At 66.3% G+C, this 21,306-nt stretch carries 23 protein-coding genes and 1 tRNA gene; 18 read left to right on the top strand and 6 right to left on the bottom strand.

From position 1 onward, the window contains the following. The first annotated feature begins 225 nt into the window (after positions 1–225). From LGT36_RS08765 to LGT36_RS08720, 10 genes are all read left to right on the top strand, one after another. Positions 226–756 (top strand): septum formation initiator family protein, encoded by a 531-nt coding sequence (locus tag LGT36_RS08765; RefSeq protein ID WP_226097437.1) that lies wholly within the window; start codon positions 226–228, stop codon positions 754–756. Continuing rightward, positions 744–1,277, top strand: a complete 534-nt coding sequence (locus LGT36_RS08760; protein ID WP_370634248.1) for a DUF501 domain-containing protein — start codon at positions 744–746, stop codon at positions 1,275–1,277. Before LGT36_RS08765 ends, LGT36_RS08760 begins: the two co-directional genes overlap by 13 nt. Positions 1,278–1,287: 10 nt before the next feature. Beyond that, the gene (locus LGT36_RS08755) at positions 1,288–2,241 is read left to right on the top strand and encodes an exopolyphosphatase (protein ID WP_226097435.1); all 954 of its coding nucleotides are present in this window, start codon (positions 1,288–1,290) and stop codon (positions 2,239–2,241) included. A gap of 37 nt (positions 2,242–2,278) precedes the next feature. Then, positions 2,279–2,352, top strand: a tRNA-Leu gene (locus LGT36_RS08750). A gap of 236 nt (positions 2,353–2,588) precedes the next feature. Continuing rightward, a complete protein-coding gene (locus tag LGT36_RS08745) occupies positions 2,589–2,924 on the top strand; it encodes a PadR family transcriptional regulator (RefSeq protein WP_226097456.1) in 336 nt (111 codons plus the stop codon). Continuing rightward, a complete protein-coding gene (locus LGT36_RS08740; RefSeq protein ID WP_255633215.1) occupies positions 2,921–3,286 on the top strand; it encodes a DUF1048 domain-containing protein in 366 nt (121 codons plus the stop codon). The genes LGT36_RS08745 and LGT36_RS08740 overlap by 4 nt, the downstream gene beginning before the upstream one ends. After that, on the top strand, positions 3,283–4,104 hold the full coding sequence (locus LGT36_RS08735) for an ABC transporter ATP-binding protein (RefSeq protein WP_226097434.1): 822 nt from the start codon (positions 3,283–3,285) through the stop codon (positions 4,102–4,104). Before LGT36_RS08740 ends, LGT36_RS08735 begins: the two co-directional genes overlap by 4 nt. Further along, positions 4,101–4,859 carry an ABC transporter permease gene (locus LGT36_RS08730; RefSeq protein WP_226097433.1) on the top strand — a complete coding sequence of 253 codons (759 nt, stop codon included), beginning with the start codon at positions 4,101–4,103 and terminating at the stop codon, positions 4,857–4,859. The genes LGT36_RS08735 and LGT36_RS08730 overlap by 4 nt, the downstream gene beginning before the upstream one ends. 102 nt (positions 4,860–4,961) lie before the next feature. Further along, a complete protein-coding gene (locus LGT36_RS08725; protein ID WP_226097432.1) occupies positions 4,962–5,723 on the top strand; it encodes a Bax inhibitor-1/YccA family protein in 762 nt (253 codons plus the stop codon). A gap of 29 nt (positions 5,724–5,752) precedes the next feature. After that, a complete protein-coding gene (locus tag LGT36_RS08720) occupies positions 5,753–6,736 on the top strand; it encodes an acetylxylan esterase (RefSeq protein WP_226097431.1) in 984 nt (327 codons plus the stop codon). 16 nt (positions 6,737–6,752) lie between these two features. On the opposite strand, the gene msrA is transcribed toward LGT36_RS08720, so the two are convergent. Continuing rightward, on the bottom strand, positions 6,753–7,397 hold the full coding sequence (msrA, locus tag LGT36_RS08715) for a peptide-methionine (S)-S-oxide reductase MsrA (RefSeq protein WP_226097430.1): 645 nt from the start codon (positions 7,395–7,397) through the stop codon (positions 6,753–6,755). A 70-nt stretch (positions 7,398–7,467) separates the two neighbouring features. Between msrA and LGT36_RS08710 the strand changes: the two genes are divergently transcribed. Together LGT36_RS08710 and rlmC are read left to right on the top strand one after the other, a co-directional pair. Further along, positions 7,468–8,721 (top strand): AI-2E family transporter, encoded by a 1,254-nt coding sequence (locus tag LGT36_RS08710; protein WP_226097429.1) that lies wholly within the window; start codon positions 7,468–7,470, stop codon positions 8,719–8,721. A gap of 17 nt (positions 8,722–8,738) precedes the next feature. Then, positions 8,739–9,911 (top strand): 23S rRNA (uracil(747)-C(5))-methyltransferase RlmC, encoded by a 1,173-nt coding sequence (gene rlmC / locus LGT36_RS08705; RefSeq protein ID WP_226097428.1) that lies wholly within the window; start codon positions 8,739–8,741, stop codon positions 9,909–9,911. 57 nt (positions 9,912–9,968) lie between these two features. On the opposite strand, the gene greA is transcribed toward rlmC, so the two are convergent. The 3 genes from greA to LGT36_RS08690 all read right to left on the bottom strand — a co-directional run bounded on the left by greA (position 9,969) and on the right by LGT36_RS08690 (position 11,848). After that, on the bottom strand, positions 9,969–10,454 hold the full coding sequence (gene greA / locus LGT36_RS08700) for a transcription elongation factor GreA (protein ID WP_370634286.1): 486 nt from the start codon (positions 10,452–10,454) through the stop codon (positions 9,969–9,971). A 78-nt stretch (positions 10,455–10,532) separates the two neighbouring features. After that, the gene (locus LGT36_RS08695; protein ID WP_226097426.1) at positions 10,533–10,922 is read right to left on the bottom strand and encodes a DUF4307 domain-containing protein; all 390 of its coding nucleotides are present in this window, start codon (positions 10,920–10,922) and stop codon (positions 10,533–10,535) included. Between the two features lie 209 nt (positions 10,923–11,131). Continuing rightward, positions 11,132–11,848, bottom strand: a complete 717-nt coding sequence (locus LGT36_RS08690; RefSeq protein ID WP_226097425.1) for a hemolysin III family protein — start codon at positions 11,846–11,848, stop codon at positions 11,132–11,134. A gap of 65 nt (positions 11,849–11,913) precedes the next feature. Between LGT36_RS08690 and LGT36_RS08685 the strand changes: the two genes are divergently transcribed. Then, positions 11,914–12,678 carry an isoprenyl transferase gene (locus tag LGT36_RS08685; protein ID WP_226097424.1) on the top strand — a complete coding sequence of 255 codons (765 nt, stop codon included), beginning with the start codon at positions 11,914–11,916 and terminating at the stop codon, positions 12,676–12,678. A 276-nt stretch (positions 12,679–12,954) separates the two neighbouring features. After that, positions 12,955–14,349 (top strand): PhoH family protein, encoded by a 1,395-nt coding sequence (locus LGT36_RS08680; RefSeq protein WP_255633216.1) that lies wholly within the window; start codon positions 12,955–12,957, stop codon positions 14,347–14,349. A 39-nt stretch (positions 14,350–14,388) separates the two neighbouring features. Here the strand turns inward: LGT36_RS08680 and LGT36_RS08675 are convergent, their stop codons facing one another. Continuing rightward, the gene (locus LGT36_RS08675; RefSeq protein ID WP_226097422.1) at positions 14,389–15,681 is read right to left on the bottom strand and encodes a glutamyl-tRNA reductase; all 1,293 of its coding nucleotides are present in this window, start codon (positions 15,679–15,681) and stop codon (positions 14,389–14,391) included. Positions 15,682–15,723: 42 nt separating this feature from the next. Between LGT36_RS08675 and hemE the strand changes: the two genes are divergently transcribed. From hemE to LGT36_RS08655, 4 genes are read left to right on the top strand one after another with little or no spacing between them, the layout of a single operon-like run. Then, complete coding sequence (gene hemE, locus LGT36_RS08670) at positions 15,724–16,800, top strand: uroporphyrinogen decarboxylase (protein ID WP_226097421.1); 1,077 nt, start codon at positions 15,724–15,726, stop codon at positions 16,798–16,800. Beyond that, complete coding sequence (locus LGT36_RS08665) at positions 16,790–18,082, top strand: NAD(P)/FAD-dependent oxidoreductase (protein ID WP_226097420.1); 1,293 nt, start codon at positions 16,790–16,792, stop codon at positions 18,080–18,082. The genes hemE and LGT36_RS08665 overlap by 11 nt, the downstream gene beginning before the upstream one ends. A gap of 27 nt (positions 18,083–18,109) precedes the next feature. Next, positions 18,110–18,784, top strand: coding sequence for a hydrogen peroxide-dependent heme synthase (hemQ, locus tag LGT36_RS08660; RefSeq protein ID WP_226097419.1), 675 nt, complete (start codon positions 18,110–18,112; stop codon positions 18,782–18,784). Next, a complete protein-coding gene (locus LGT36_RS08655) occupies positions 18,781–19,962 on the top strand; it encodes a ferrochelatase (protein WP_226264559.1) in 1,182 nt (393 codons plus the stop codon). The genes hemQ and LGT36_RS08655 overlap by 4 nt, the downstream gene beginning before the upstream one ends. Before the next feature lie 21 nt (positions 19,963–19,983). Here the strand turns inward: LGT36_RS08655 and LGT36_RS08650 are convergent, their stop codons facing one another. Then, positions 19,984–21,297: an NAD(P)/FAD-dependent oxidoreductase gene (locus LGT36_RS08650; RefSeq protein WP_226095968.1), complete on the bottom strand. Its 1,314-nt coding sequence runs from the start codon at positions 21,295–21,297 to the stop codon at positions 19,984–19,986. Between the last annotated feature and the right edge of the window lie 9 nt (positions 21,298–21,306).

The raw sequence follows: 21,306 nt of genomic DNA, 5'->3' as shown, positions 1-21,306 counted from the left end.
CGCCGGCGCTAGCGTCGGCTCGTCACAACTGAACAACGGTGGCTCTCCGCGAGTCACCACCTCACGCGCGCGGCGCGCCAGGACAATAGGGGCATGTCTGCCCCCACCCGTCCCGGCGCGCCGCGTTCGTCTGCGCGTTCTGGGACGGCCCGTTCCGGCTCGTCTCGAGGCGGCGCGCGCACGTCTCCGCCCGCGCGCCCAGGTCAGAACGCTTCTTCTGGGTCCGTGCCTACCGTCAAGCAAGCGATCCAGGCGGCTCCCGTGCGCGGGTCGCTCGCCGCCGTATTGTCCTGGCGCACGCTCGTGCTCGCCGGGGTGCTTGGGCTCGCCTTCGCATTGGTGTGGCCGTCGGTGAGGGTCTACCTCGACCAGCGCGCGGAGATTGCGGATCTCGCGGCCGAACGCGACGCCGCGCGCACCGAGGTGGACGACCTGGACGCGCAGCTCGCCAGGTGGAACGACTCCGCTTTTGTGGTCGCCCAAGCCAGGGAGCGACTGGCCTACGTCTTCCCAGGCGAGACTCCATACCGCGTCGTCGATCCCGAGTTTGCCAGGCCTGTGGCAGAGGGCTCTCTCGACGCCGTCCGCGCAGGCGACACCGTCATCGACGATGAGCCGTGGTACGACACCATGTGGGCGTCAATCGCCGAGGCGGGCGCGGAGCCGAAGGCGCCGATGCGTCCTCCCACAAGCCCGCTCCAAGCGCCGCAGACCGACGTGCAGCCCAGCGCCGCACCCATAGAATTGGGCGGGTGAGCGTCGCCCCTGAGGACATCGAGACCCTGCACGCGCAATTGGGTCGTGTGCCCAGGGGAGTGGTGGCCGTGGCGGCGCGATGCGTCTGTGGCAACCCCACCGTCGTCAAGACGGCTCCTCGCCTGCCTGACGGCACGCCGTTTCCCACCCTGTATTACTTGACGCACCCAGGCGCGGTCGCGGCGGCGTCGACTCTCGAGGCGACGGGAACGATGCGCCCCATGCAGGAGCGCTTGGGCGAGGACGAACAGTTGGCCGCCGCCTACCGCACGGCGCACGAACGCTATCTCGAGGAGCGCTACGCGATCGAGGACGTGGAGGAGCTCCACGGCATCTCGGCCGGAGGCATGCCTGACCGGGTGAAGTGCCTGCACGTGCTCGTGGGCCACTCCCTCGCGGCGGGCCCAGGGGTCAACCCTTTGGGAGACGAGGCGCTCGCGCTGATGTCCGGCACGTGGAGGCCAGACCGTTGTGCATGCGACGTGCCGAGGGCGAGCGACCCGGTCGCGCAGCGCGACTAGGCTGGCACGCATGACTCGCGTCGCTGCCGTTGACTGTGGAACCAACTCCCTGCGCCTCCTCATTGCCGATGTCACCGAGGGCAGACTGACCGACGTGGTGCGCACCATGACGGTGGTGCGGCTCGGGCAAGGCGTGGACAAGACGGGCGAGTTCGCGGCCGACGCTCTTGACAGGACCTTTGCTGCCGTTGACGAGGCCGCCGCGCTGTGCCGCGAGCATGGTGTCGAGGCCACGCGGTTCGTGGCGACCTCCGCCACCCGCGATGTTCGCAACCGGCAGCAGTTCCTCGACGGCGTGAGCGAGCGGCTCGGCGTGCTTCCCGAGGTCATTTCTGGACACGAGGAGGCCGAGTTGAGCTTCCGCGGCGCGACCTCCGTGCTCGACGCCAGTCACGACGCGCCGTACCTGGTGGTGGACCTCGGTGGGGGTTCGACGGAAGTGGTGCTCGGAACGGAACACCCTGAGTCTTCGCACTCCATGGATGTGGGGTGCGTGCGCATGACGGAGCGCCACCTCGTGTCTGACCCTCCAGAGCCGCACGAGATCGGCGACGCCGTCAGGGACATTCACGCGGCGATCGACGCTGCGTTCGAGGGAGTGCCCGTCGAGCGCACGCGCACCCTCGTGGGACTCGCAGGCTCGATCACCACGGTCACGGCCCACGCACTGGGGCTTCACGCCTACGACCGCGAGCGCATCAACGGCGCGGTGCTGCCGATCGATGCCGCCATGAAGGCTTGCGATGAGTTGCTTCACGCCTCACGCGGTTCGCGAGCGGCACTTGGCTTCATGCACCCTGGACGCGTCGATGTGATCGGCGCAGGGGCCTTGGTATGGCACACGCTCATGGGTCGGGTCCGCACCGCGGTGCACGATGCTGGCGGCGAGTTACCCCACGTGGTGACCAGCGAGCATGACATCCTCGACGGCATCGCCTTCTCCGCCGCAGAGCTGGCTCACTAGGCACTGACCCCGCCTGCCGCGCAGTCGCGGCAGGCTCGCCCCCGTAGCCCAACTGGCAGAGGCAGCCGACTTAAAATCGGCACAGTGCGGGTTCAAATCCCGCCGGGGGCACTTCAACGGCCGACGCCGCCCCGTCGTCGGCGTTACCCCGGCCGACGCGCCAACCGGACTACGCGTCGTCCCGCCCGAGCGTCGTCCATCCCGCCTCAGGGCTCCGTGGCGGCTGGCCCGTGCGTCGTCCCGGCAACACGCTGCCCGCTTGCGAAAAGTTCCCCCTTGCGCTCCCGCTATTTAGCGTTACTATCTACTAGTAGTCAGTGACAATGAGTAGCAAGGAGTGCCACGACGTGGGCAAGCAAATCACCGAAATGCTCAAGGGGACCCTCGAGGGCATCGTCCTCGCGATCATCGCCGCAGCGCCGGCGTACGGCTACGAGATCACCGCCCGGCTGCGCGAACAAGGCTTCACGGACATCGCCGAAGGCACCATTTACGCGCTCCTCGTCCGCATCGAGCAGCGTGGCTTCGTCGACGTGGAGAAGGTGCCGTCGGAGAAGGGGCCGCCTCGCAAGGTGTACTCGCTTAACGCCAACGGGCGCGACTACTTGGACGAGTTCTGGAGGACGTGGAGCTTCCTCTCGGATCGACTTGGACAGCTCCACCAGGAAGGGAAGCCATCATGACCAGTTGGATCGAGAAGGTCACGGGATCGTTCGAACAGAAGAGGCAATACAAGGAGTACCGGGCGAGGGTGAAGGGGCTCCCGGCTGGCTATCGCGAGACGGCCCTCGCGCTCGAGCGATACCTGATGAACATCGGCCCCACAGGCAACGGCGAGAGCCTCATCGCGATGCTCGTCGACCTCGCCGACCTGCTCGAGTCGAGCGCGGCGGAGGGGACTCCCGTACGCAGCGTCGTCGGGGAAGATCCTGTCGACTTTGTCGAGACGTTCATGGCGAACTACGACGGCGGGAGCTGGATTCGCAAAGAGCGCGCCCGGCTCACAAAGGCGATCGAGGATGCCGAACGGCGGGAGCAGCGATGAACGCTCCAGCCACTGCGATCGCGGTGCGTGACATGGCGAAGTCGTTCGGGGAGGTGCACGTGCTCCGGGGCGTTGACCTCGATGTCGCCGCCGGCAGCGTCTTCGCCCTCCTCGGCTCAAACGGTGCCGGCAAGACAACGCTCGTCAAGATCCTGTCCACCTTGCTCGCGTCGGACGCGGGCAAGGCCGTCGTCAACGGCTTCGACGTGGCGACTAAGCCGGCCGACGTGCGCGAGTCGATCAGCCTGACCGGGCAATTCGCTGCGGTCGACCCAGTACTGACGGGGCGGGAGAACCTCGTGCTCGTCGCAAGACTCCGCCACCTCGATCATCCCGGCCAGATCGCCGACGACTTGCTCGCCCGATTTGCACTCACCGATGCGGGCTCAAGGCCAGCGTCGACCTACTCGGGAGGCATGCGTCGGCGGCTTGATATCGCGATGAGCCTCATTGGCGAGCCCTCGGTGATCTTCCTCGATGAGCCGACCACCGGGCTTGACCCGGAGGCGCGCATCGAGGTGTGGAGGACAATCAGGGACCTCGCGCGCGGCGGAACCACAGTGTTGCTCACCACTCAGTACCTGGACGAGGCCGAACAGTTGGCCGACCGCATCGCGATCCTCCACGAGGGCCACATCATCGCCAACGGGACGCTCGCGGAACTGAAGGCGCTGATCCCGCCGGCACAGGTCGAGTACGTCGAGAAGCAGCCGAGTCTTGAGGAGATCTTCCTCGCCATCGTCGGCAGGGGAGAGAGCGCAGCGATCGATGAGAACGGCGACGGCGGCGTCCGCGACGCCAAGGAGGAGCAGTCATGACCGCACTGTTGATCGACACCCGCACCCTGACCGGCAGGTCTCTGCGCCACATTCTGCGCAGCCCCGACACCATCATCACGACCGCCGTGATGCCCATCGCCTTCATGCTGCTGTTTGTCTACGTCTTCGGCGGTGCGATCGATAGTGGCTCTGAGTCATACGTCAACTACCTCTTGCCAGGAATCCTCCTGATCACCATCGCATCGGGCGTCTCGTACACCGCGTACAGGCTCTTTCTCGACGTGTCGGGAGGCATCTTTGAGCGTCTGCGGTCCATGCCCATCGCTCGGTCTTCGATGCTCTGGGCACATGTCCTCACCTCGCTCGTGGCGAACCTTGTCTCCCTTGCCGTCGTCATCATCGTGGCGTTTGCCATGGGGTTCCGGTCAGGCGCCGACGCGTGGGCCTGGCTTGCCGTCCTTGGCATCCTCGTGCTCTTCACGGTCGCTCTCACGTGGCTCGCGGTGGTGGCGGGGCTGCTCGCCAAGACTCAGGACGGAGCGATCGCTTTCTCCTACCCGCTGATCTTCTTGCCGTTCATCAGCTCGGCCTTTGTGCCCACGGCGACCATGCCGGGGCCAGTCCGCTGGTTCGCCGAGAATCAACCGGTGACGGCAATCGTGAATTCCGTCCGGGGCCTGCTGGCTCAAGAGCCTGTTGGCGGGGAGATTTGGGTCGCCTCGTTGTGGTGCACAGCGATCCTCGCCGGCGCGATCCTCGCGGCGATGGCCGCGTATCGGCGGCGCACTCGCTAGGCGCCACGCTACGGGCATGATCGGTGCTCACCGGACGTTAAGCAGGTGGAGTCACTGCGCCGCGCTGTGACTAAACTCGAGGGGAAACTCACAGGAGGCATTGTGGCCAACCCGGTCTTCACCAACACCAAGCAGTTCCAGTCTGGAAGCCCCGTCGGATTCGACCCCCAGGCGCAGCAGTCAGGCGTCATCGGCTTCGATGACCGGATGACGTACGAAGGCACGATCGCCAAGGCGGCGTCGCTGTTCCTGCTGGCCGCAGCGTCGGCCGTTGTTGTCGGCATGCTGATCCCGGCGTTGACCCTCCCGATCTCCCTTGCAGCGTTTGTGATGAGCCTCGTCGTGGCCTTTGGCACCCGTCACGAGCCCAAGCCGGTGCTCATGGCCATCACCATCGCCCTGTTCGGTGGCGCGGCCGGCGGAATGTCCGTGTACTACGAGGCGGCCTACGGCGGCATCATCATGCAGGCCCTCATCGCCACCGCGATCGTGTTCGCGAGCGCTCTGACCGCTTACCGCATGGGCTGGATCCGCGGTTCGAAGAAGATCAACAAGTTCCTCGCGATCGCGGTGCCCGCGTACGTGGTGTTCTCGCTCGTGAACGTCGCCATGGTCATGTTCGGCGGCTTCAACATGCGCGAGGTCGAGATCGGCGGGCTCGGCGTGAACCTCGGCCTCATCTTGTCGATCTTCGCCATCGGCATCGGCGCGCTCATGCTCATCAGCGACTTTGACTTTGTCGAGAATGGCGTGATCAAGGGACTGCCCTCGAAGTGGGAGTGGAGCGCCGCTTACGGCTTGGTCTTCGCGATCATCTGGATCTACATCGAGATGCTGCGTCTGCTGAGCTACTTGCGCCGCTAGAGACACCACTCACTACCAGGAGACACGCGATGGCTCTCTTTGACCTGCCACTTTCGGAACTGCGCACCTATCAGCCACAGGTCAGGGAACCGGCGGATTTCGACGAGTTCTGGACGACGACGCTGGCGGAGGCCCGCGCCATCGGCGGCGAGGTCGTTCTGGGTGAGACGATGCGCCTGGCGGGCGTCGAGGTCACCGACGTGACTTTCCCAGGCTTTGGCGGCCACCCCATCAAGGCGTGGTACGCCAGGCCCGCCGGCGCCACGGAGCCGCTTCCTTGCATCGTCGAGGTCAGCGGATACGGCGGAGGCCGTGGCCTCGCCATCGAACACACGCTGTGGCCCTCGGCTGGTTACGCGTACCTGTTCATGGACACTCGGGGTCAGGGTGGCGGTTGGGGCAATGGTGGTGACACGGCCGACCCGATCGGCGGAGGGCCCGCCAGTCCAGGCTTCATGACCCGTGGCATCGAGTCGCCCGAGCAGTACTACTTCCGGCGCGTTTTCACCGACGCCGTGCGCGCCGTCGACGCGGCGCGCGAGCTTGAAGGTGTCGATGCCACGCGGGTCATGTTCAAGGGAGGCTCTCAAGGCGGCGGCATCACACTCGCCGTAGCGGGCTTGGTGCCCGACCTCGTCGCCGTCATGCCAGACGTTCCCTTCATGTGTCACTTTGAGCGCGCACTGACACTCGTGGACACGATGCCTTACGGCGAGATCAAGAAGTACCTCGCCGTGCATCGCGACAGGGACGAGCAGGTACTCAACACGTTGTCGTACTTCGATGGCGTCAACCTCGCGAAGCGCGCGAAGGCGCCATCGCTCTGGTCAGTCGCACTGATGGACGACATTTGCCCGCCGTCAACGGGCTTCGCGGCCTTCAACTGGTACGGCAGCCAGTCGGCCCCCGACGTTGCCAAGCAGATGGAGGTCTACCCCTACAACGGCCACGAGGGTGGCCAGATGCATCAGACCGCCAAGCAGATCAACTTCGTGGCGCGGGTGCTCGCCTAGCGGACCCGCCGCGCCGCTAGGAGTAACTCACCTGGCAGAAACCGTGGTTGCAGTAGCCTCCAGGGTTCTTGTACAGATACTGCTGGTGGTAGTCCTCTGCGTAGTAGAACTCCCCGTCGCCGGCGTCGGCCGTTGAGGCGATCTGGGTGGAAATGGCGCCGAAGCCCTTGCTCGCCAAGCGCTCTTGGTACGTCGCCCTGCTTTCCTCGGCGGCCTTGAGTTGCTCGGGCGTCGTCGTGAAGATGGCCGAGCGGTACTGCGTGCCGACATCACCGCCCTGGCGGTTCGGAGTCGTCGGATCGTGGTTCTCCCAGAACGCAGCAAGGAGCGTCTCGATCGACACCTTGGCGGGGTCGTAGACCACCTGGACAGCCTCGGTGTGGCCCGTCAGGGACGTGCACGTCTCTTGGTACGTGGGGTTCTTGGTCCAGCCGCCCATGTAGCCAGCAGCGGTCGAGTACACGCCGTCGAGCTGCCAGAAGATGCGCTCGGCACCCCAGAAGCAGCCCATGCCGACGTACAGCACCTCCATCCCCTCCGGCCACGGGCCCTTGAGCGGGTTGGCCAACACCATGTGCCGTTCCGCGACCTGCAGGGGGACGTCCCTGCCCTCAAGAGCCCTATCCTTCGTGACCATCTGGGTCTTCGTGACACCAAGCATGTGTGTACCTCCGCCCCTTCAACGTCGCGGCACATGCGTTGTGTTCCAGCCCTCACGCTACGCTCGTGACATGGCCTCAGACGAGTTCGAAACCGAGCAGACCTCGAACCCTCCTGACGCGGTGGTCGACGCGCAGCCTGAGACCGTGGCGCCCATCGTCCCGCTACCCCTTCGAGTGGCTGGCGCGTGGTCGTGGCGCATCATCGTGGTGGGGATCGTGCTCATCGCGATCGCCAAGGTCGTGACACTGCTCAGCGCGATCGTGCTGCCCTTGGTCATTGCACTGTTGATCGCGGCGCCGCTCGAGCGGCTGGTGAACTGGATGCATCGGCATCGCATTCCGCGCGGCCTCGGAGCGGCGCTCTCGGTGCTCGGTTTGGTCACGGTCGTGCTGGGACTGGCCTTCGCGGTTGGCGCCTCCGTGGTCACCGGATTTGGCTCGCTCCGCGACTCTGCGGCAGAGGGCTTCAACACGCTTGTCGACTGGCTTGTCGAGGGGCCCTTGCACGTCTCAAGCGAGCAGATCAACACGGCCGTCGATGAGGTCATGAGCACGGTTCGCGACAACGCGTGGGGCCTTGCGTCCGGCGCGTGGAGCGTGACGGGAACCCTCACCGCCCTCATCGCGGGAATCGTGCTCGCGCTGCTGTCGCTGTTCTTCTTCTTGCGTGACGGAGCGACCATCTGGTCCTTCTTTGTGAGGATTGCGCCCAAGGGAGCCCAGGCGAGCATCGACCGCGCGGGTCAGGCTGGCTGGACGACTTTGCGTCGCTACACCCAGACATCGGTGCTCGTAGCGTTCATCGACGCCGTCGGCATCGGGACAGGAGCCTGGATCCTCGGGGTCCCACTGGCACTTCCCATCGCCATTGCCGTGTTCCTCTTCTCCTTCATCCCGATGTTCGGTGCCGCGATCTCCGGTGCGCTTGCCGTGTTGGTGGCGCTCGTCGATGGCGGCTGGACCACGGCGCTGCTCATGCTCATCATCGTGCTCTTTGTTCAGCAGACTGAAGGAAACGTCCTCTACCCCTGGCTGTTCGGTAAGGCCGCGTCCGTCCATCCCATGGCGATCCTCCTCGCGGTGTCGTCGGGAACTCTGCTCGCCGGTCTCGCAGGCGCGGTCATCGCGGTGCCGATTCTCGCCTTCACCACGGCGTTCGCGCGTGGCCTTCATAAGGAGTACGTCGCGGCTAAGGAGGAACCTTTCCCGCCGATCACCGGCCAGATACCGCTCATGGCCGAGCGCTCTCGCGAGGCACTGAGGCGTGCGCGCACCAAAGTGACCACGTCACAAATCAAGGTGCGCAAGCGCCGCCGACGCTAGCATCGGCGCCATTCACCATGGAGTGCCTCGCCTACGACTCTGGCCGTTGTCGTTCCTGCACACTCATTGAGACGCCCTACGTACGACAGGTGGAGTCCAAGCAGGCCACACTCGAGCGTCTGCTGGGCGAGAGCCTCCCCGACGGCGACGCCTCCATCGCGTGGCAAGAACCGGTGGTCGGGCCCGAGTCTGGCTTCAGGACCAAAGCCAAGATGGTGGTAGCGGGCAGCGCCGACGCCCCCACGATCGGCATCCTCGACGCCCAGGGTCGTGGAGTGGACCTGCGCGATTGCCCGCTGTACGACTCTCGGCTGACGGCGGCCTTTCCCGCGCTGGCGGCGTTCGTGTCGGTCGCGGGTGTGGAGCCCTATGCGGTCCCTGAACGCCGCGGAGAGCTCAAGCACATCGTCGTGACCGTCTCTCCTTCCGGCGGTCTCATGGCGCGTTTTGTCCTCCGCTCCACCGAGGCGCTCTCGCGGATCCGCAAGCACTTGCCCTGGCTGCAGGAGCAGTTGCCAGCGCTCACGGTGGTGACCGTGAACGTGTTGCCTGAACACCGGGCGGTGATCGAGGGGGAGCGAGAGATCGTGCTGACGTCCCTTGACGAACTTCCTATGGACCTTGGCGACGTGACTCTGCGGCTACGCCCCCAGAGCTTTTTCCAGACCAACACCGATGTCGCGGGGGCGCTCTACTCTCTGGTCTCAGCGTGGGTGCACGAGTCACGGCCAAGCGACGTGTGGGACCTCTACTGCGGCGTCGGTGGCTTCGCGCTCCACTGCCTCGCCGACGGTCGCACAGTGACAGGCGTCGAGTCGTCGACTCAGGCTGTGGTCAGCGCGCAATCAAGCGCCAGGGCGTTGGCCGAAAGCGGCGTGCCTGGCGCTCAGAGAGCGCACTTTGTCGCGGCCGACGCCACCCAGTGGGCGCTGGCTCAGGGGGACTCCGCCTCGGCGCGAGTGCCCGATGTGGTGATCGTGAATCCGCCGCGACGCGGAATCGGCGCCGAACTCGCGCGCTGGCTCGAGCACAGTGGCGTTCCGCGCGTGGTGTATTCGAGCTGCAATGCGGAGACGCTCGCGAGGGATCTGCGCGCGATGCCGTCGCTCGTGCCCGTGCGCGCGCGACTGCTCGACATGTTCCCGCAGACGGAGCACTTCGAGGCTGCAGTGCTGCTTGAACGACGCTGACGCTGGTGGCGGTTCAACGGGCGGCGATAGGCCGCGTGTCATCGCCGCGCGAGCGGGCTATCCGGTGAAAGGCTCCACCATGACGATCTCGACCTTGATCTCGTTGCCATTGGGCGCAAGATAGCTCGTGGTCTCGCCAGCCTTGTGGCCGATCAAGGCCTCACCAAGCGGAGACTGCGCGCTGAAGACGTCCAGGTCCGTTCCCTCCGCGACCTCGCGTGATCCCACGAGGAAACGCATGTCCCTACCGGCGACCTTGGCGTTGACCACTGAGCCCGACTGAACGCTGCCGTCTGTCGAGGGCTCGCCCACGTGCGCTGACTCAAGGATGCCGCGCAACTGCTGGATACGGGCCTCTTGCTTCGCCTGCTCTTCGCGAGCGGCGTGATAGCCGCCGTTCTCTTTGAGGTCACCCTCTTGGCGTCGCTCGTCAATTTCGTTCGCGATGGCGACGCGCCCCACCTTCACCAGGTGGTCGTACTCCTGCTGCAGACGGTCGAACGCCTCTTGGGTCAGCCAGGTACTGTTCTGCTCGGTCATCATCACTTCCTTCGTGGCGAAATGATCAAGGATAACGAAGTCCCTGCCAGGAGGACAATCAGGGCCTGTGGACAACGCGCGCTAGTCGGCCTCGCAGTACTCCACCACGGCCGTCGTGGCCTCTTCCGTGGTGGCCATGGTGGTGGTGACCCGCTGCTCCGTGCCGTCGGCCGGATCGATGCGTGCCGTCGTGACGCCCACCTCTGCAAAGCGCACGTTGAGCGCCTGCACGTGGCAGGTCACGGCGTCGTCGCTATACAAGAAGACGTCGTACGTGACGCTCGCCTCGGTGGGGGACGCGATGTTGAAGCCCACCTCTTGCCAGCGCACCGGCTGGTCGGCGATCCACCACGCCCACAAGGCGGATACCGCAGTGAGCGCTGCGAGGCCGACGCCGATCAGCCACTTGGCGCGCGTCGACAGCCGCGCCCTTGTGGGAGCGTCATCCTCGAGGAAATCGTCAGTACTCATTGTGAGGCAGGATAGTCCCCGGAGGCATTGTGGATCCCAACTACTACCAAGTCGGCCCCGGATTCTGGGGCTTTTTGGCGACGTTCGTGATGGCTCTTGCCATCTTCCTCATCTACCGCTCGCTGTCCAAGCACTTGCGCAAGGTCCGTAGGGACGCCGAGAGGGAGCAGCAGGCTCGCCTCGATCGGGAGGGCGGACGGACGTCCGCGTCAGGTGCGGAAGACGGCGAGAGCGGCGGCGACGTAGTGACAGGCGAATCCAGCGACGGTCAGTGAGTGGAAGATCTCGTGGAACCCGAAGTAGCGCGCTGAGGCGCCGGGCCACTTGAAGCCGTAGAAGACGGCGCCCACTGTGTAGCAAAGACCGCCAGCGCCGATCAGCAGCACCACCGCAAGACCGCCGGCGTCGTACAGAGGCCCGATGTAGCCGACCGCGACCCATCCCAGCGCGACGTACATCGGCACGTATACCCATCGCGGAGCGTTGAGGAACAGGATGCGCGAGAGCAAGCCAAGCACCGCGCCCGTCCACACGATCGACAAGGCGACCGTCGCTGTGTCGCGATCGAGGAGGATCACGCACAATGGCGTATAGGTGCCTGCGATGATGAGGAAGATGTTGGCGTGGTCCATGCGTCGCAGCACTGCTTGCGTCCTGGGCGACCAGTTTCCGCGGTGGTACACGGCAGAGGTGCCAAAGAGCATGACGGCAGTGAGCGTGAAGATCGCCGACGAGACGCGGCCGGCAAGAGTGGGAGCGAACACCACGAGCGCCATGCCGCCGATGAGGGCGAGGGGAGCGGCGCCAAGGTGCAGCCATCCACGCAGGAGCGGCTTGCCAATCGTCGGCAGGGCGGCGTCGGCCGCTGCAGTGTCGTGTCCGTTCGGCGCGGTCTCTGGCCCCGCGTTGGGCGATGTTTTGGCCACTAACCTACGATACCGTAGGTTGGCGTTGGCGCAATTCGCCGTAGCATCATGTGCGGAGGATATGCATGGGGATTCGTAACGCGGCGTACCGGGGGTACGAAGCACTCTTGTCGCGCGACCTCAAGGCTCGCGGATCAGGGCCGTGTCACATCGGCGTCATTCTCGACGGCAACAGGCGATGGGCCAAGCTGAGCGGCGCGAGCGCTGCGCATGGGCACCAGCGGGGAGCCGACAAGATCACCGAGGTGCTCGAGTGGTCTCAAGAAAGCGGCGTGCAGGTGGTCACGCTGTGGATGCTTTCCACCGACAACCTCGGTCGCGACAGGGCCGAGCTCGGCGATCTGCTGGAGATCATCGTCGGCGCGATTGAACGCCTCGCTCGCGATGGCCGCTGGCGCCTGCAGCACGTCGGCGACTCGTCGTTGTTGCCTGAGGACGTCACGGAACGGCTGAACGCGGCCGTTGAGTCCACTAAGGACGCGACGGCGCTCCACGTCAACGTGGCCGTTGGCTACGGGGGGCGCCACGAGATCGCCGACGCCGTGCGGTCCTTCCTGCTCGCAGGGGTCGAGGCAGGGCACTCGCTCGAGGAAGTTGCCGAGCAGTTCTCGGTCGAGCACATTGCCGAGCACCTCTACACCAAGGGTCAGCCGGACCCCGACCTGGTGATCCGCACCTCAGGCGAGCAACGGCTCAGCGGCTTCTTGATGTGGCAGAGCGCGCACACCGAGTTCTACTTTTGCGACGCGTACTGGCCCGACTTTCGCCGCGTTGACTTTCTTCGTGCGCTGCGCAGTTACGCGCAGCGGGAGCGCAGGCGTGGGCGCTAGCAGGGTCTGTCTAGCGGCACGGGTTGAGCCATCGCGGCGCGGGTGTCGCGAGATTCGGTACGAATCGAGCCACTTAAGGCCGGTGGGCGGCGTGTCGCGGTACGAATCGAGCCACTTGCGGGGGCGGCGCGCCCGGGTCAAGGGGCGTAGGTGACGAACAGATGACATCCGGCGTGTCTCAAGCCGTTCTACGCACTCGGGCGTAGCGTCGGCAACGTGGTACTTCACAGAAGGCGGCCCCAACCGGGACCGTTCTGACCCCCTCGCCGCTGGGCGATGGGCGCCCCGCGGCCTGACTCGCCGGGAGAGCCCGTGACCCACACCAGCACCGAGACCAGCGCAGCAGTCCCCACCCAGGTGGGGGTTCGCACCTTCGTTCTCGACACGTCTGTTCTCCTGTCGGATCCACGCGCGCTCAAGCGCTTCGCGGAGCACTCGGTAGTGCTTCCCGTCGTGGTCATCACGGAACTCGAGGCCAAGCGTCACCACCCTGAACTCGGCTACTTCGCCCGATCGGCGCTGCGCGCTCTCGATGATCTGCGAGTTCAGCACGGCACCCTCAACCAGGCGATCCCTGTCAACGACGTGGGCGGCACGCTACGCGTCGAACTCAACCACACCGACCCCAGCGTGTTGCCGAGCGGCTTCAGGCTAGGCGACAACGACACGCGAATCCTGTCAGTGGCCGCGAGCCTGCGGGCGGAGCGCAACGCCGTGACGGTCGTGTCCAAGGACTTGCCGATGCGGGTCAAGGCCTCCGCTCTTGGGATGGAGGCGGAGGAGTACAGGGCAGAACTCGCGGTCGAGTCCGGGTGGACGGGCATGCGCGAGATTCAGTTGAGCGAGGACCAGATGGCGACGCTGTGGGAGGCGGAGACGATCGCGGCGCCCTCTGCCGATGAGTCGGGTGAGGACGTGGCCACGCTTCCCGTCCACACGGGCCTTGTGATGCATTCCGCTCGGGGTTCGGCGCTGGGCCGGGTGACAGAGGACGGCGCGGTCAGGCTGGTGCGCGGCGACCTTGAAGTGTTCGGCCTGCATGGTCGATCCGCAGAGCAGCGCATCGCCCTCGACCTGCTCATGGATGATTCGATCGGCATCGTCTCGATGGGTGGCCGCGCCGGCACCGGAAAGTCGGCACTCGCGCTGTGTGCAGGCCTCGAAGCAGTCATGGAGCGGCGGCAGCACAAGAAGATCATGGTGTTCCGCCCGCTGTACGCCGTGGGCGGTCAGGAGCTGGGTTACCTGCCAGGTTCCGAGGCGGAAAAGATGAATCCGTGGGCTCAAGCCGTGTTCGACACCTTGGGCGCCGTGGTGAGCTCCGAGGTGGTCGAAGAGGTCATGGCTCGCGGCATGCTCGAGGTGCTGCCCCTGACGCACATTCGCGGGCGCTCATTGCACGACGCCTTCGTGATTGTCGACGAGGCCCAGTCACTCGAACGCAACGTGCTGCTGACCATGCTGAGCCGCATCGGGCGCGACTCACGGGTGGTGCTCACTCACGACGTCGCCCAGCGCGACAACCTCCGCGTGGGACGCCACGATGGCATCGCGGCTGTGATCGAGGCCCTCAAGGGTCACCCGCTGTTCGCGCACGTCACCCTCGAGCGTTCCGAGAGGTCGGCCGTGGCCGCTCTGGTGACCGACATGCTCGAGCGCCTGGACCTGTAGCGGGAGTCCCGGCAGAACCCGGCCGACGCGTCGGCCGCCTTAGTCGTCGGAAGAGTCGATCTCCTGGGCGGGGCAGGCGTCATCTGGCACGGCGACGTCGAGGCCGTACAGAATGCTGAGCGCACTCAAGTACTCGGCGGTCTGTCCTGACTCTGCGAGCTCCTTTGCCCTCACCGTGGGCGTGTGGAGGAGGGCCTTCGCGAAGTGCCTGAGGGCCGCCTCGGTGGCCGCGGCTTGCGCGTAGGCGGCCTCGTCGTCCCCTGGCAGCGGCCGCGCGCGTGCGACCTCGCGTTCGAGCAGGCCAAAGACGTGCTCACGCAGAGCGACGATGGCCGGGTCAACAGAGCGGCCGGACTCGCCTGTCGAGAAGCGTGCCACGGCGTGGGCCACGATCGCTCGAGCTGACTCGAGGGCGGCCATCGACTCCTCTGGGGCGTGCGACTTGACGTCTTCGAGTCGCACCACGTGGACGTCACGCAACAGTTCGACGCCTGTGGCCACGTCGCGGTGAAGAGCAAGATCGATGAGTGTCAGCGGGTGGCTGCGCTCGCTCATGGCCTGCGCCACGAGCGTAGGCGTCAGCACGATGGACTCGCCGCCAGAGCACGCGAGCACCACGTCAGCCTCCTCGAGGGCGGCCACCAGGCTCTCCGGTGTCACCACGGGGATGTTATGGCGCTCAGCGAAATCCTCCGCGCGGCCGGACGGTGAGTACACCCCTGCAAGGCGTGCGCCGCGGCCTCGAAGGACGCCAATCCCCGTCTCCGCGAGGGCCCCCGTTCCTACGACCAGGGCGCTCGCGCCGCGCCACGCGACCGTCGGGTCGGCCAGGTCGAAAGCGACGGACATGACCGAGCGTCCCGACGTGCCAAGACCCGTCGAGGAGGCGACGACCCGCGCGGTGCGTAGCGCCGACTGGAAGAGGCGATCGAGGGCGGGGGAGAGGTGGCCTGACTCGCGGGCATCGATGTGCGCGCGACGCACTTGGCCGGAGATCTCGCGTTCGCCCACGACCATCGATTCCAGGCCAGCGGAGACGGACATGAGGTGTTCGACGGCGTCGTCGCCCTCGTAGGCCACGAGCGAGGCGTTGATCGCGTCGATGTCGAGTGCGGTCATCGAGGACAGCGCCGCAACCACCTCCGCGCGCGCCTGTGCGGGGTCGGCGACGTCAAGGTAGACCTCGAAGCGATTGCACGTAGGCAGCACGACGGCACCCGTCACCGTGGAGCCAAGGACGGTGCTCCCCAGACGCTCAGCGCCGACGCTGAGCTGTTCCAGGGTGTTCAGGTCTCTGTTGTGGTGGCTCGCCACAAGGGACAGCAATGCCATCCGTCAATTCTGACATGCCCGCGAGTGGGGGAGAATCAAGTCATGACTCTCCCCGACTCCCACCCCCTTGTCGCAGGCCACGCCGCGGCGTCTGACCTGATTCGCGCGCTGCGGGGGGATCGCCCTGAACGCACCCCCGTATGGTTCATGCGCCAGGCAGGCCGGTCGCTGCCTGAGTACCGGCAAGCGCGGCAAGGCACCACCATGCTCGAGGCCTGCGTGAACCCGGCCCTCGTGGCCGAGATTACGGCTCAACCCGTGCGCCGCCACGGGGTCGACGCAGGCATCTTCTTCTCCGACATTGTGGTGCCGCTGCTCCTCGCGGGCGTCGATGTTGCCATCGAGCCTGGAGTGGGTCCCGTCTTTGGCAAGCCGATTGCAGGAGCGGCCGACATCGCCGCACTGCCTCCCTTGGGCGCGGCGGGGGACGGCGGAACCTTTGATCGATCGCTCGACGTTGTTCGCTCTTCCGTGACCGCTTCGCTCGAACAATTGGGCGACGTTCCGCTCATCGGCTTCGCCGGGGCACCTTTCACACTCGCGGCCTACATGGTGGAGGGCAGGCCCTCGCGCGACCACTTGGCCGCGAGGCGGCTGATGATCTCCGACCCTGAGGCATGGGATGCCCTGATGGCCTGGGCGGCCGACGCCGCTGGTCTGTTCTTGAGGGCTCAAGTTCTCGCGGGAGCCAGTGCCGTTCAGCTGTTCGACTCGTGGGCTGGCAGCCTGCCTCGCGAGCGCTACGCCGCGCACTGCGCGCCTGCCTCCGCCAAGGCCTTTGCCCACGTCGCCGACCTTGACGTGCCGAGGATTCACTTCGGCACCCACACGGGGCACCTGCTGGAGGACATGTACGCGGCGGGCGCGACGGCGATGGGCATCGATGTGACGGTCCCCCTCGAGGACGCCGCGCGGAGGCTTCCAGGAGTGCCGCTCCAGGGAAACATCGACCCTGCCGTGCTCGGCGCGCCTTGGGAGGCGATTGAATCGCACGTTCGCGACGTGGTGACGCGCGGCCGCGCCGCCCCCGCGCACGTCGTGAATCTCGGTCATGGCGTGCCGCCAGATGCCGACCCCGCCGTCTTGACCCGCATCGTGGAGTTCGTGCATGAGCTCTAGCCCAGCCAAGCGCTGGGTGGTTATCGGCGGTGGCATCGCCGGTCTGTTGGCCGCGCGCCGCCTCGCCGGCGAGGGTCATGAGGTGACGTTGCTCGAGTCGGACCGCGAGGTGGGGGGCAGGCTCCGGCACATCGACGTCGCTGGTCATACTCTCGACGCGGGTGCGGAATCCTTCGCCACGCGCGGCGACGCTGTGCAGCGGTTGTGCAACGAGTTGGGGCTCGCGGACGCCGTCGTCTCGCCCACGACCGCGCCCGCGTGGGTCGTGGGCCGCGATACCGCGTACCCCCTGCCGGTGACCGGTTGGCTGGGGATACCGCTCAAGCCCTTCGCTCCTGACGTGCGCCGCATCCTTGGATGGCGTGGATCGCTGCGCGCCAGCCTCGACCTGCTCTTGCCGACGACGCATATCGGCGAGGGCGCCACCGTCGGCCGTATTGCTGCAACGCGGCTCGGCAGGCGCGCCACGGACAGGCTGCTCGCGCCCGTCATGTCTGGCGTGTACTCCCGACCCCTCGATGACTTGCCGCTCGACGCGATCGCGCCGGGTCTTGCCGCAGACGTGCGGGAGCGCGGCGGGCTCATCAGGGCCGCGCGGTCGCGGCGTGCGTTCGGCACCCCTGGCGCCGCCGTGCGTGGGCTGGTGGGTGGGATGGCCACTCTCGCGAAGGCCGTCGCGGCCGATGCCGTACACAAGGGCGCCGCACTTCGCACCGGGGTGACGGTCACGGGCCTCCACGTCGCTGGTGACGGTTGGCGCCTCGAGACAAACGAAGGGCCCATCGAGGCCGACGCCGTGGTCGTGGCGGTCCCTCGCCACAGGCTCGCCGCCGTCATGAATGAAGACGCCACACCGGCTCGGTGTGTGGCGATCGTGGTGATGGTGCTCGATGCCCCCGCGCTGGATGCGGCTCCACGCGGCACAGGAGTGCTCGTGCGGCAATCCGCCACTCGCGCGAAGGCGCTCACCCATGCGAGCGCCAAATGGCCGTGGCTCGCTTCCCGATTGCCCCAGGGGCGCCACGTGTTGCGGCTCTCCTATGCGGTCACGCCCGGTGAGGACGTCCGGTCTCATGCTCTCGCCGACGCCTCCCGACTGCTGGGCGTTGAACTGAGCGCCGAGCAGGTGGCTGGGATCGAGCAGGTCGAATGGCCTGACGCGAGTCCAGCGGCCGTCGCCGACAGACAACCTCGTCCCGGCGTCCATCTGGTGGGCTCAGCCGCTGGCCTGAGCGGGCTCGCAGCCATTGTTGCGGCCGACGAGAGCGCCGATTTCACCTGAACGGCCCGGTAGAGAGACACTGACACCATGACTGATCAGCCAGAGGGCTTCACCCTGTTCTCCGTCCTTGACGGCTTCCTTGACGCACCAGACGAAGAACTCGCGGAGATCGTCGAGCAAGCCGACGCCGCGATCGCCGATCTGGCCGATCACGACGTGACGCTGCGAGGAATGTACGACGTCTCGGGACTGCGTGCTGATGGCGCCATCATGCTGTGGCTCCACGGCCCGCGGCTGGAGGACCTGCAGTTGGCGTTGCGAGACTTGCGGGCGACCTCGCTGTTGGCGGACACGACGCTGACGTGGTCAGCGGCAGGGGTCCACAGGGCGGCGGAGTTCAACCGCGCGCACGTGCCTGGCTTCTTGCGAGGGGAACGCGCTCGCGACTGGCTCACGGTCTATCCCTTTGTGCGGTCTTACGAGTGGTACCTGCTGCCAGAGGACGAGCGCTCCCAGATGCTGCGCGAGCACGGCGTCGCTGGTGCCAAGTTCACGGGCGTCATCGCCAACACGGTGGCAGCCTTCGCCCTGGGCGACTACGAGTGGCTGCTGCCCATGGAAGCCGACGACGTCACCGAACTGGTGGACATGATGCGTGACCTGCGGTACACACAGGCCCGACTGCACGTGCGTCACGAGTTGCCCTTCTACACGGGCAAGCGCGTCACCACGGCCGAAGCGGTGGAGGTGTTGGCGGCATGACCGAGACCTTGCCGCCGCTCGCCGCGGCACAGCGCACGGTCGCCCCGGCGGCGTACGACTGCATCCTGCTCGCCGGATTCGGGGGCCCAGAGGGTCAAGAGCAAGTGATTCCCTACCTGCGCAACGTGACGCGCGGGCGCGGGGTGCCTGACGAGCGCCTCGAAGAGGTCTCGCACCACTATCGGCATTTTGGCGGCGTGAGCCCCATCAACCAGCAAAACAGGGACCTCAAGGTCGCACTCGAGGGGGAGATAGCCAAGCGCGGTCTCGGCTTGCCCGTCTATTGGGGCAATCGCTTCTGGGAGCCGTACTTCACCGACGCACTCAAGGAACTCCACGCCGACGGGCACAGGCGGGTTCTCGTGCTGGTGACCACCGCGTTCTCGAGCTACTCCGGTTGCCGCGCCTACCGGGAGGATCTGGCCGCTGCCCTGGCAGAGGCGGGGCTCGAGGGCGAACTCGTGCTCGACAAGGTGCGCCAGTACTTCGACCACCCCGGCTTTGTGAACCCCAATATCGACGCGGTGCGAAACGGCCTACGGGCGCTTGCGACTGACGGCAAGGGCGCGAACCCGCACGTCATGTTCGCCACCCACTCGATCCCGTCGGCCGCAGCCGACTCGTCCGGTCCCAGGGAGTCGTTGCCGGACGGTACTCCCGTGCCGGTTGGTGGCGGCGAAGAATGGAACGCTGGCGGCGGTTGGTACGCCACGCAGCAGCGCGCGGTCGCGACGCTCGTCATGGATGCGATCGCGGATGAGTTCCCTGGAGTTGATTGGTCCCTCGTGTACCAGTCGCGCTCCGGCGATCCACGGGTGCCGTGGCTGGAGCCCGACATCAATCTCGCGATCGACGCCCTACCGGCCGACGTTACTGGGCTGGTGATCTCCCCGCTTGGCTTTGTCAGCGACCACATGGAGGTCGCATGGGACCTGGACAACGAGGCGATGGAGACGTGCGAAGCGCGCGGGCTCACGGCCGTTCGCGTGCCCACCGTTGGCGTTGACCAGCGCTTTGTGGAGGGCCTGATCGACTTGGTTCAGGAGCGCCACGTCGTCGGCGAGGGGCAACCCCTCACCCGTGAGGCGCTCACCCCGCTTGGCCCGTGGCAAGACGTGTGTCCCACCGATTGCTGCGTCGGCCGGGCGTCCAAGCCCACCATCGCGTCGGCGTCTTAAGGGCGAATCAGGTCCTGCCAGTCACGATCCCGCTGCCTCTTCGAAGGCGCGGCGTGGGTCGTGGAGCCTGCCCATGGACACCAAGTCCCTGCGGAAGAACGCAGCGGCCGTCCAGTCGAGCGCGATGCGTGCCTTGCGGTTCACCGTGGGAATCTGCATCAGGTGGTACGTGCGGTGCATGAACCATGCCGGCCAACCCTTGAGCTTGACGCCAAGAATGTTCGCGACTCCCTTGTTGAGTCCGAGTGAAGCGACCAGTCCAAGGTGATGGTGGCGATAGTCCTTGAGTTCGTTGCCGTCGAGGTGACGTGCGATGTTCTTGCCAAGATGCCGCGCCTGGCGCACTGCGTGTTGGGCGCTCGGTGCGCAGAACGCTCCCTCGTCCTTGGTGAGGTCGGGCACTTGCGCGCAGTCGCCTGCCGCCCACGCTCCGGCGACAACGTCTCCGTCCTCGGTGGTGACCTGGAGGGTCGGCGAGCAGATCACGTGGCCCTTGGGACCGAGCGGCAGGTCGGACTTGGCGAGGATGGGCGAGGGCTTCACCCCCGCCGTCCACACCACGGTGTCGGCCTCGAAAGAATCGCCGTTCGATAGTTCGACGTACCCCTCGACGCAAGACTCAAGACGGGTCTCCATGAGCACTTCCGTGCCTCGCGCCCGCATCTGCTTGGCAGCGTACTCGCCCATTTCTGGCCCCATCTCCGGCAGGATGCGACCCATCGCTTCGACCATGATGAACCGCAGTTCCTTGGGGTCGATCTCGGGGTAGTACCGCAGGGCTGCCTTCGCCATGTCCTCCGTCTCGGCGAAGGCCTCGACGCCCGCGAAGCCGCCCCCGACGAAGACGAACGTGAGCAGACGCTTGCGCAGCCGCGGGTCCTGGGTGCTCGCCGCCCTCGCGATGCGACCGAGCACCCTGTTGCGCAGGTTGATGGCCTCCTCGACGTACTTGAAGCCGATCGCGAAGTCCTTCAGTCCAGGGATGGGCAGCGTGCGCGCGACAGAGCCCAGCGCAACGATCAGTTCGTCGTACTCCACGTGAAGCGTGTCGCCAAAGTCCGTCGCTGCGTCGACCGTGCGGTCGGCGTGCCGGATCTGGGTCACCCTGCCCTGGATCACCCTGACGCCGTTCAGCTCCTTGCGCAGGGGGACCACCGCGTGGCGCGGCTCGATCGATCCGGCCGCCGCCTCCGGCAGGAACGGCTGGTAGGTCATGTACGGGCGCCGATCAAGCACGGTGATGTCGACGCTCTTGCCGGCCTTTCGGCGCAACGTCAGCGCGGCGTAGAGGCCGACGTAGCCTCCGCCAAGAATGAGTACGCGGGTGTGAGCCATGGTGTACCT

The sequence above is a fragment of the Demequina sp. TMPB413 genome, assembly GCF_020447105.2.
In the GTDB taxonomy this organism is placed as follows: Bacteria; Actinomycetota; Actinomycetes; order Actinomycetales; family Demequinaceae; genus Demequina.
The sequence above is the reverse complement of the archived record's forward strand: the minus strand, read 5'-3'. Positions and strand labels throughout refer to the sequence as shown.

What these genes read in the sequence shown, in the direction of transcription:
- LGT36_RS08755 (WP_226097435.1), top strand. Translation starts at nt 1,288, where the DNA reads ATGACTCGCGTCGCTGCCGTTGACTGTGGAACCAACTCCCTGCGCCTC.
- LGT36_RS08740 (WP_255633215.1), top strand. Translation starts at nt 2,921, where the DNA reads ATGACCAGTTGGATCGAGAAGGTCACGGGATCGTTCGAACAGAAGAGG.
- LGT36_RS08735 (WP_226097434.1), top strand. Translation starts at nt 3,283, where the DNA reads ATGAACGCTCCAGCCACTGCGATCGCGGTGCGTGACATGGCGAAGTCG.
- LGT36_RS08730 (WP_226097433.1), top strand. Translation starts at nt 4,101, where the DNA reads ATGACCGCACTGTTGATCGACACCCGCACCCTGACCGGCAGGTCTCTG.
- LGT36_RS08720 (WP_226097431.1), top strand. Translation starts at nt 5,753, where the DNA reads ATGGCTCTCTTTGACCTGCCACTTTCGGAACTGCGCACCTATCAGCCA.
- msrA (WP_226097430.1), bottom strand. Translation starts at nt 7,397, where the DNA reads ATGCTTGGTGTCACGAAGACCCAGATGGTCACGAAGGATAGGGCTCTT.
- LGT36_RS08710 (WP_226097429.1), top strand. Translation starts at nt 7,468, where the DNA reads ATGGCCTCAGACGAGTTCGAAACCGAGCAGACCTCGAACCCTCCTGAC.
- rlmC (WP_226097428.1), top strand. Translation starts at nt 8,739, where the DNA reads ATGGAGTGCCTCGCCTACGACTCTGGCCGTTGTCGTTCCTGCACACTC.
- greA (WP_370634286.1), bottom strand. Translation starts at nt 10,454, where the DNA reads ATGATGACCGAGCAGAACAGTACCTGGCTGACCCAAGAGGCGTTCGAC.
- LGT36_RS08695 (WP_226097426.1), bottom strand. Translation starts at nt 10,922, where the DNA reads ATGAGTACTGACGATTTCCTCGAGGATGACGCTCCCACAAGGGCGCGG.
- LGT36_RS08685 (WP_226097424.1), top strand. Translation starts at nt 11,914, where the DNA reads ATGGGGATTCGTAACGCGGCGTACCGGGGGTACGAAGCACTCTTGTCG.
- LGT36_RS08680 (WP_255633216.1), top strand. Translation starts at nt 12,955, where the DNA reads ATGGGCGCCCCGCGGCCTGACTCGCCGGGAGAGCCCGTGACCCACACC.
- LGT36_RS08675 (WP_226097422.1), bottom strand. Translation starts at nt 15,681, where the DNA reads ATGGCATTGCTGTCCCTTGTGGCGAGCCACCACAACAGAGACCTGAAC.
- hemE (WP_226097421.1), top strand. Translation starts at nt 15,724, where the DNA reads ATGACTCTCCCCGACTCCCACCCCCTTGTCGCAGGCCACGCCGCGGCG.
- LGT36_RS08665 (WP_226097420.1), top strand. Translation starts at nt 16,790, where the DNA reads ATGAGCTCTAGCCCAGCCAAGCGCTGGGTGGTTATCGGCGGTGGCATC.
- hemQ (WP_226097419.1), top strand. Translation starts at nt 18,110, where the DNA reads ATGACTGATCAGCCAGAGGGCTTCACCCTGTTCTCCGTCCTTGACGGC.
- LGT36_RS08655 (WP_226264559.1), top strand. Translation starts at nt 18,781, where the DNA reads ATGACCGAGACCTTGCCGCCGCTCGCCGCGGCACAGCGCACGGTCGCC.
- LGT36_RS08650 (WP_226095968.1), bottom strand. Translation starts at nt 21,297, where the DNA reads ATGGCTCACACCCGCGTACTCATTCTTGGCGGAGGCTACGTCGGCCTC.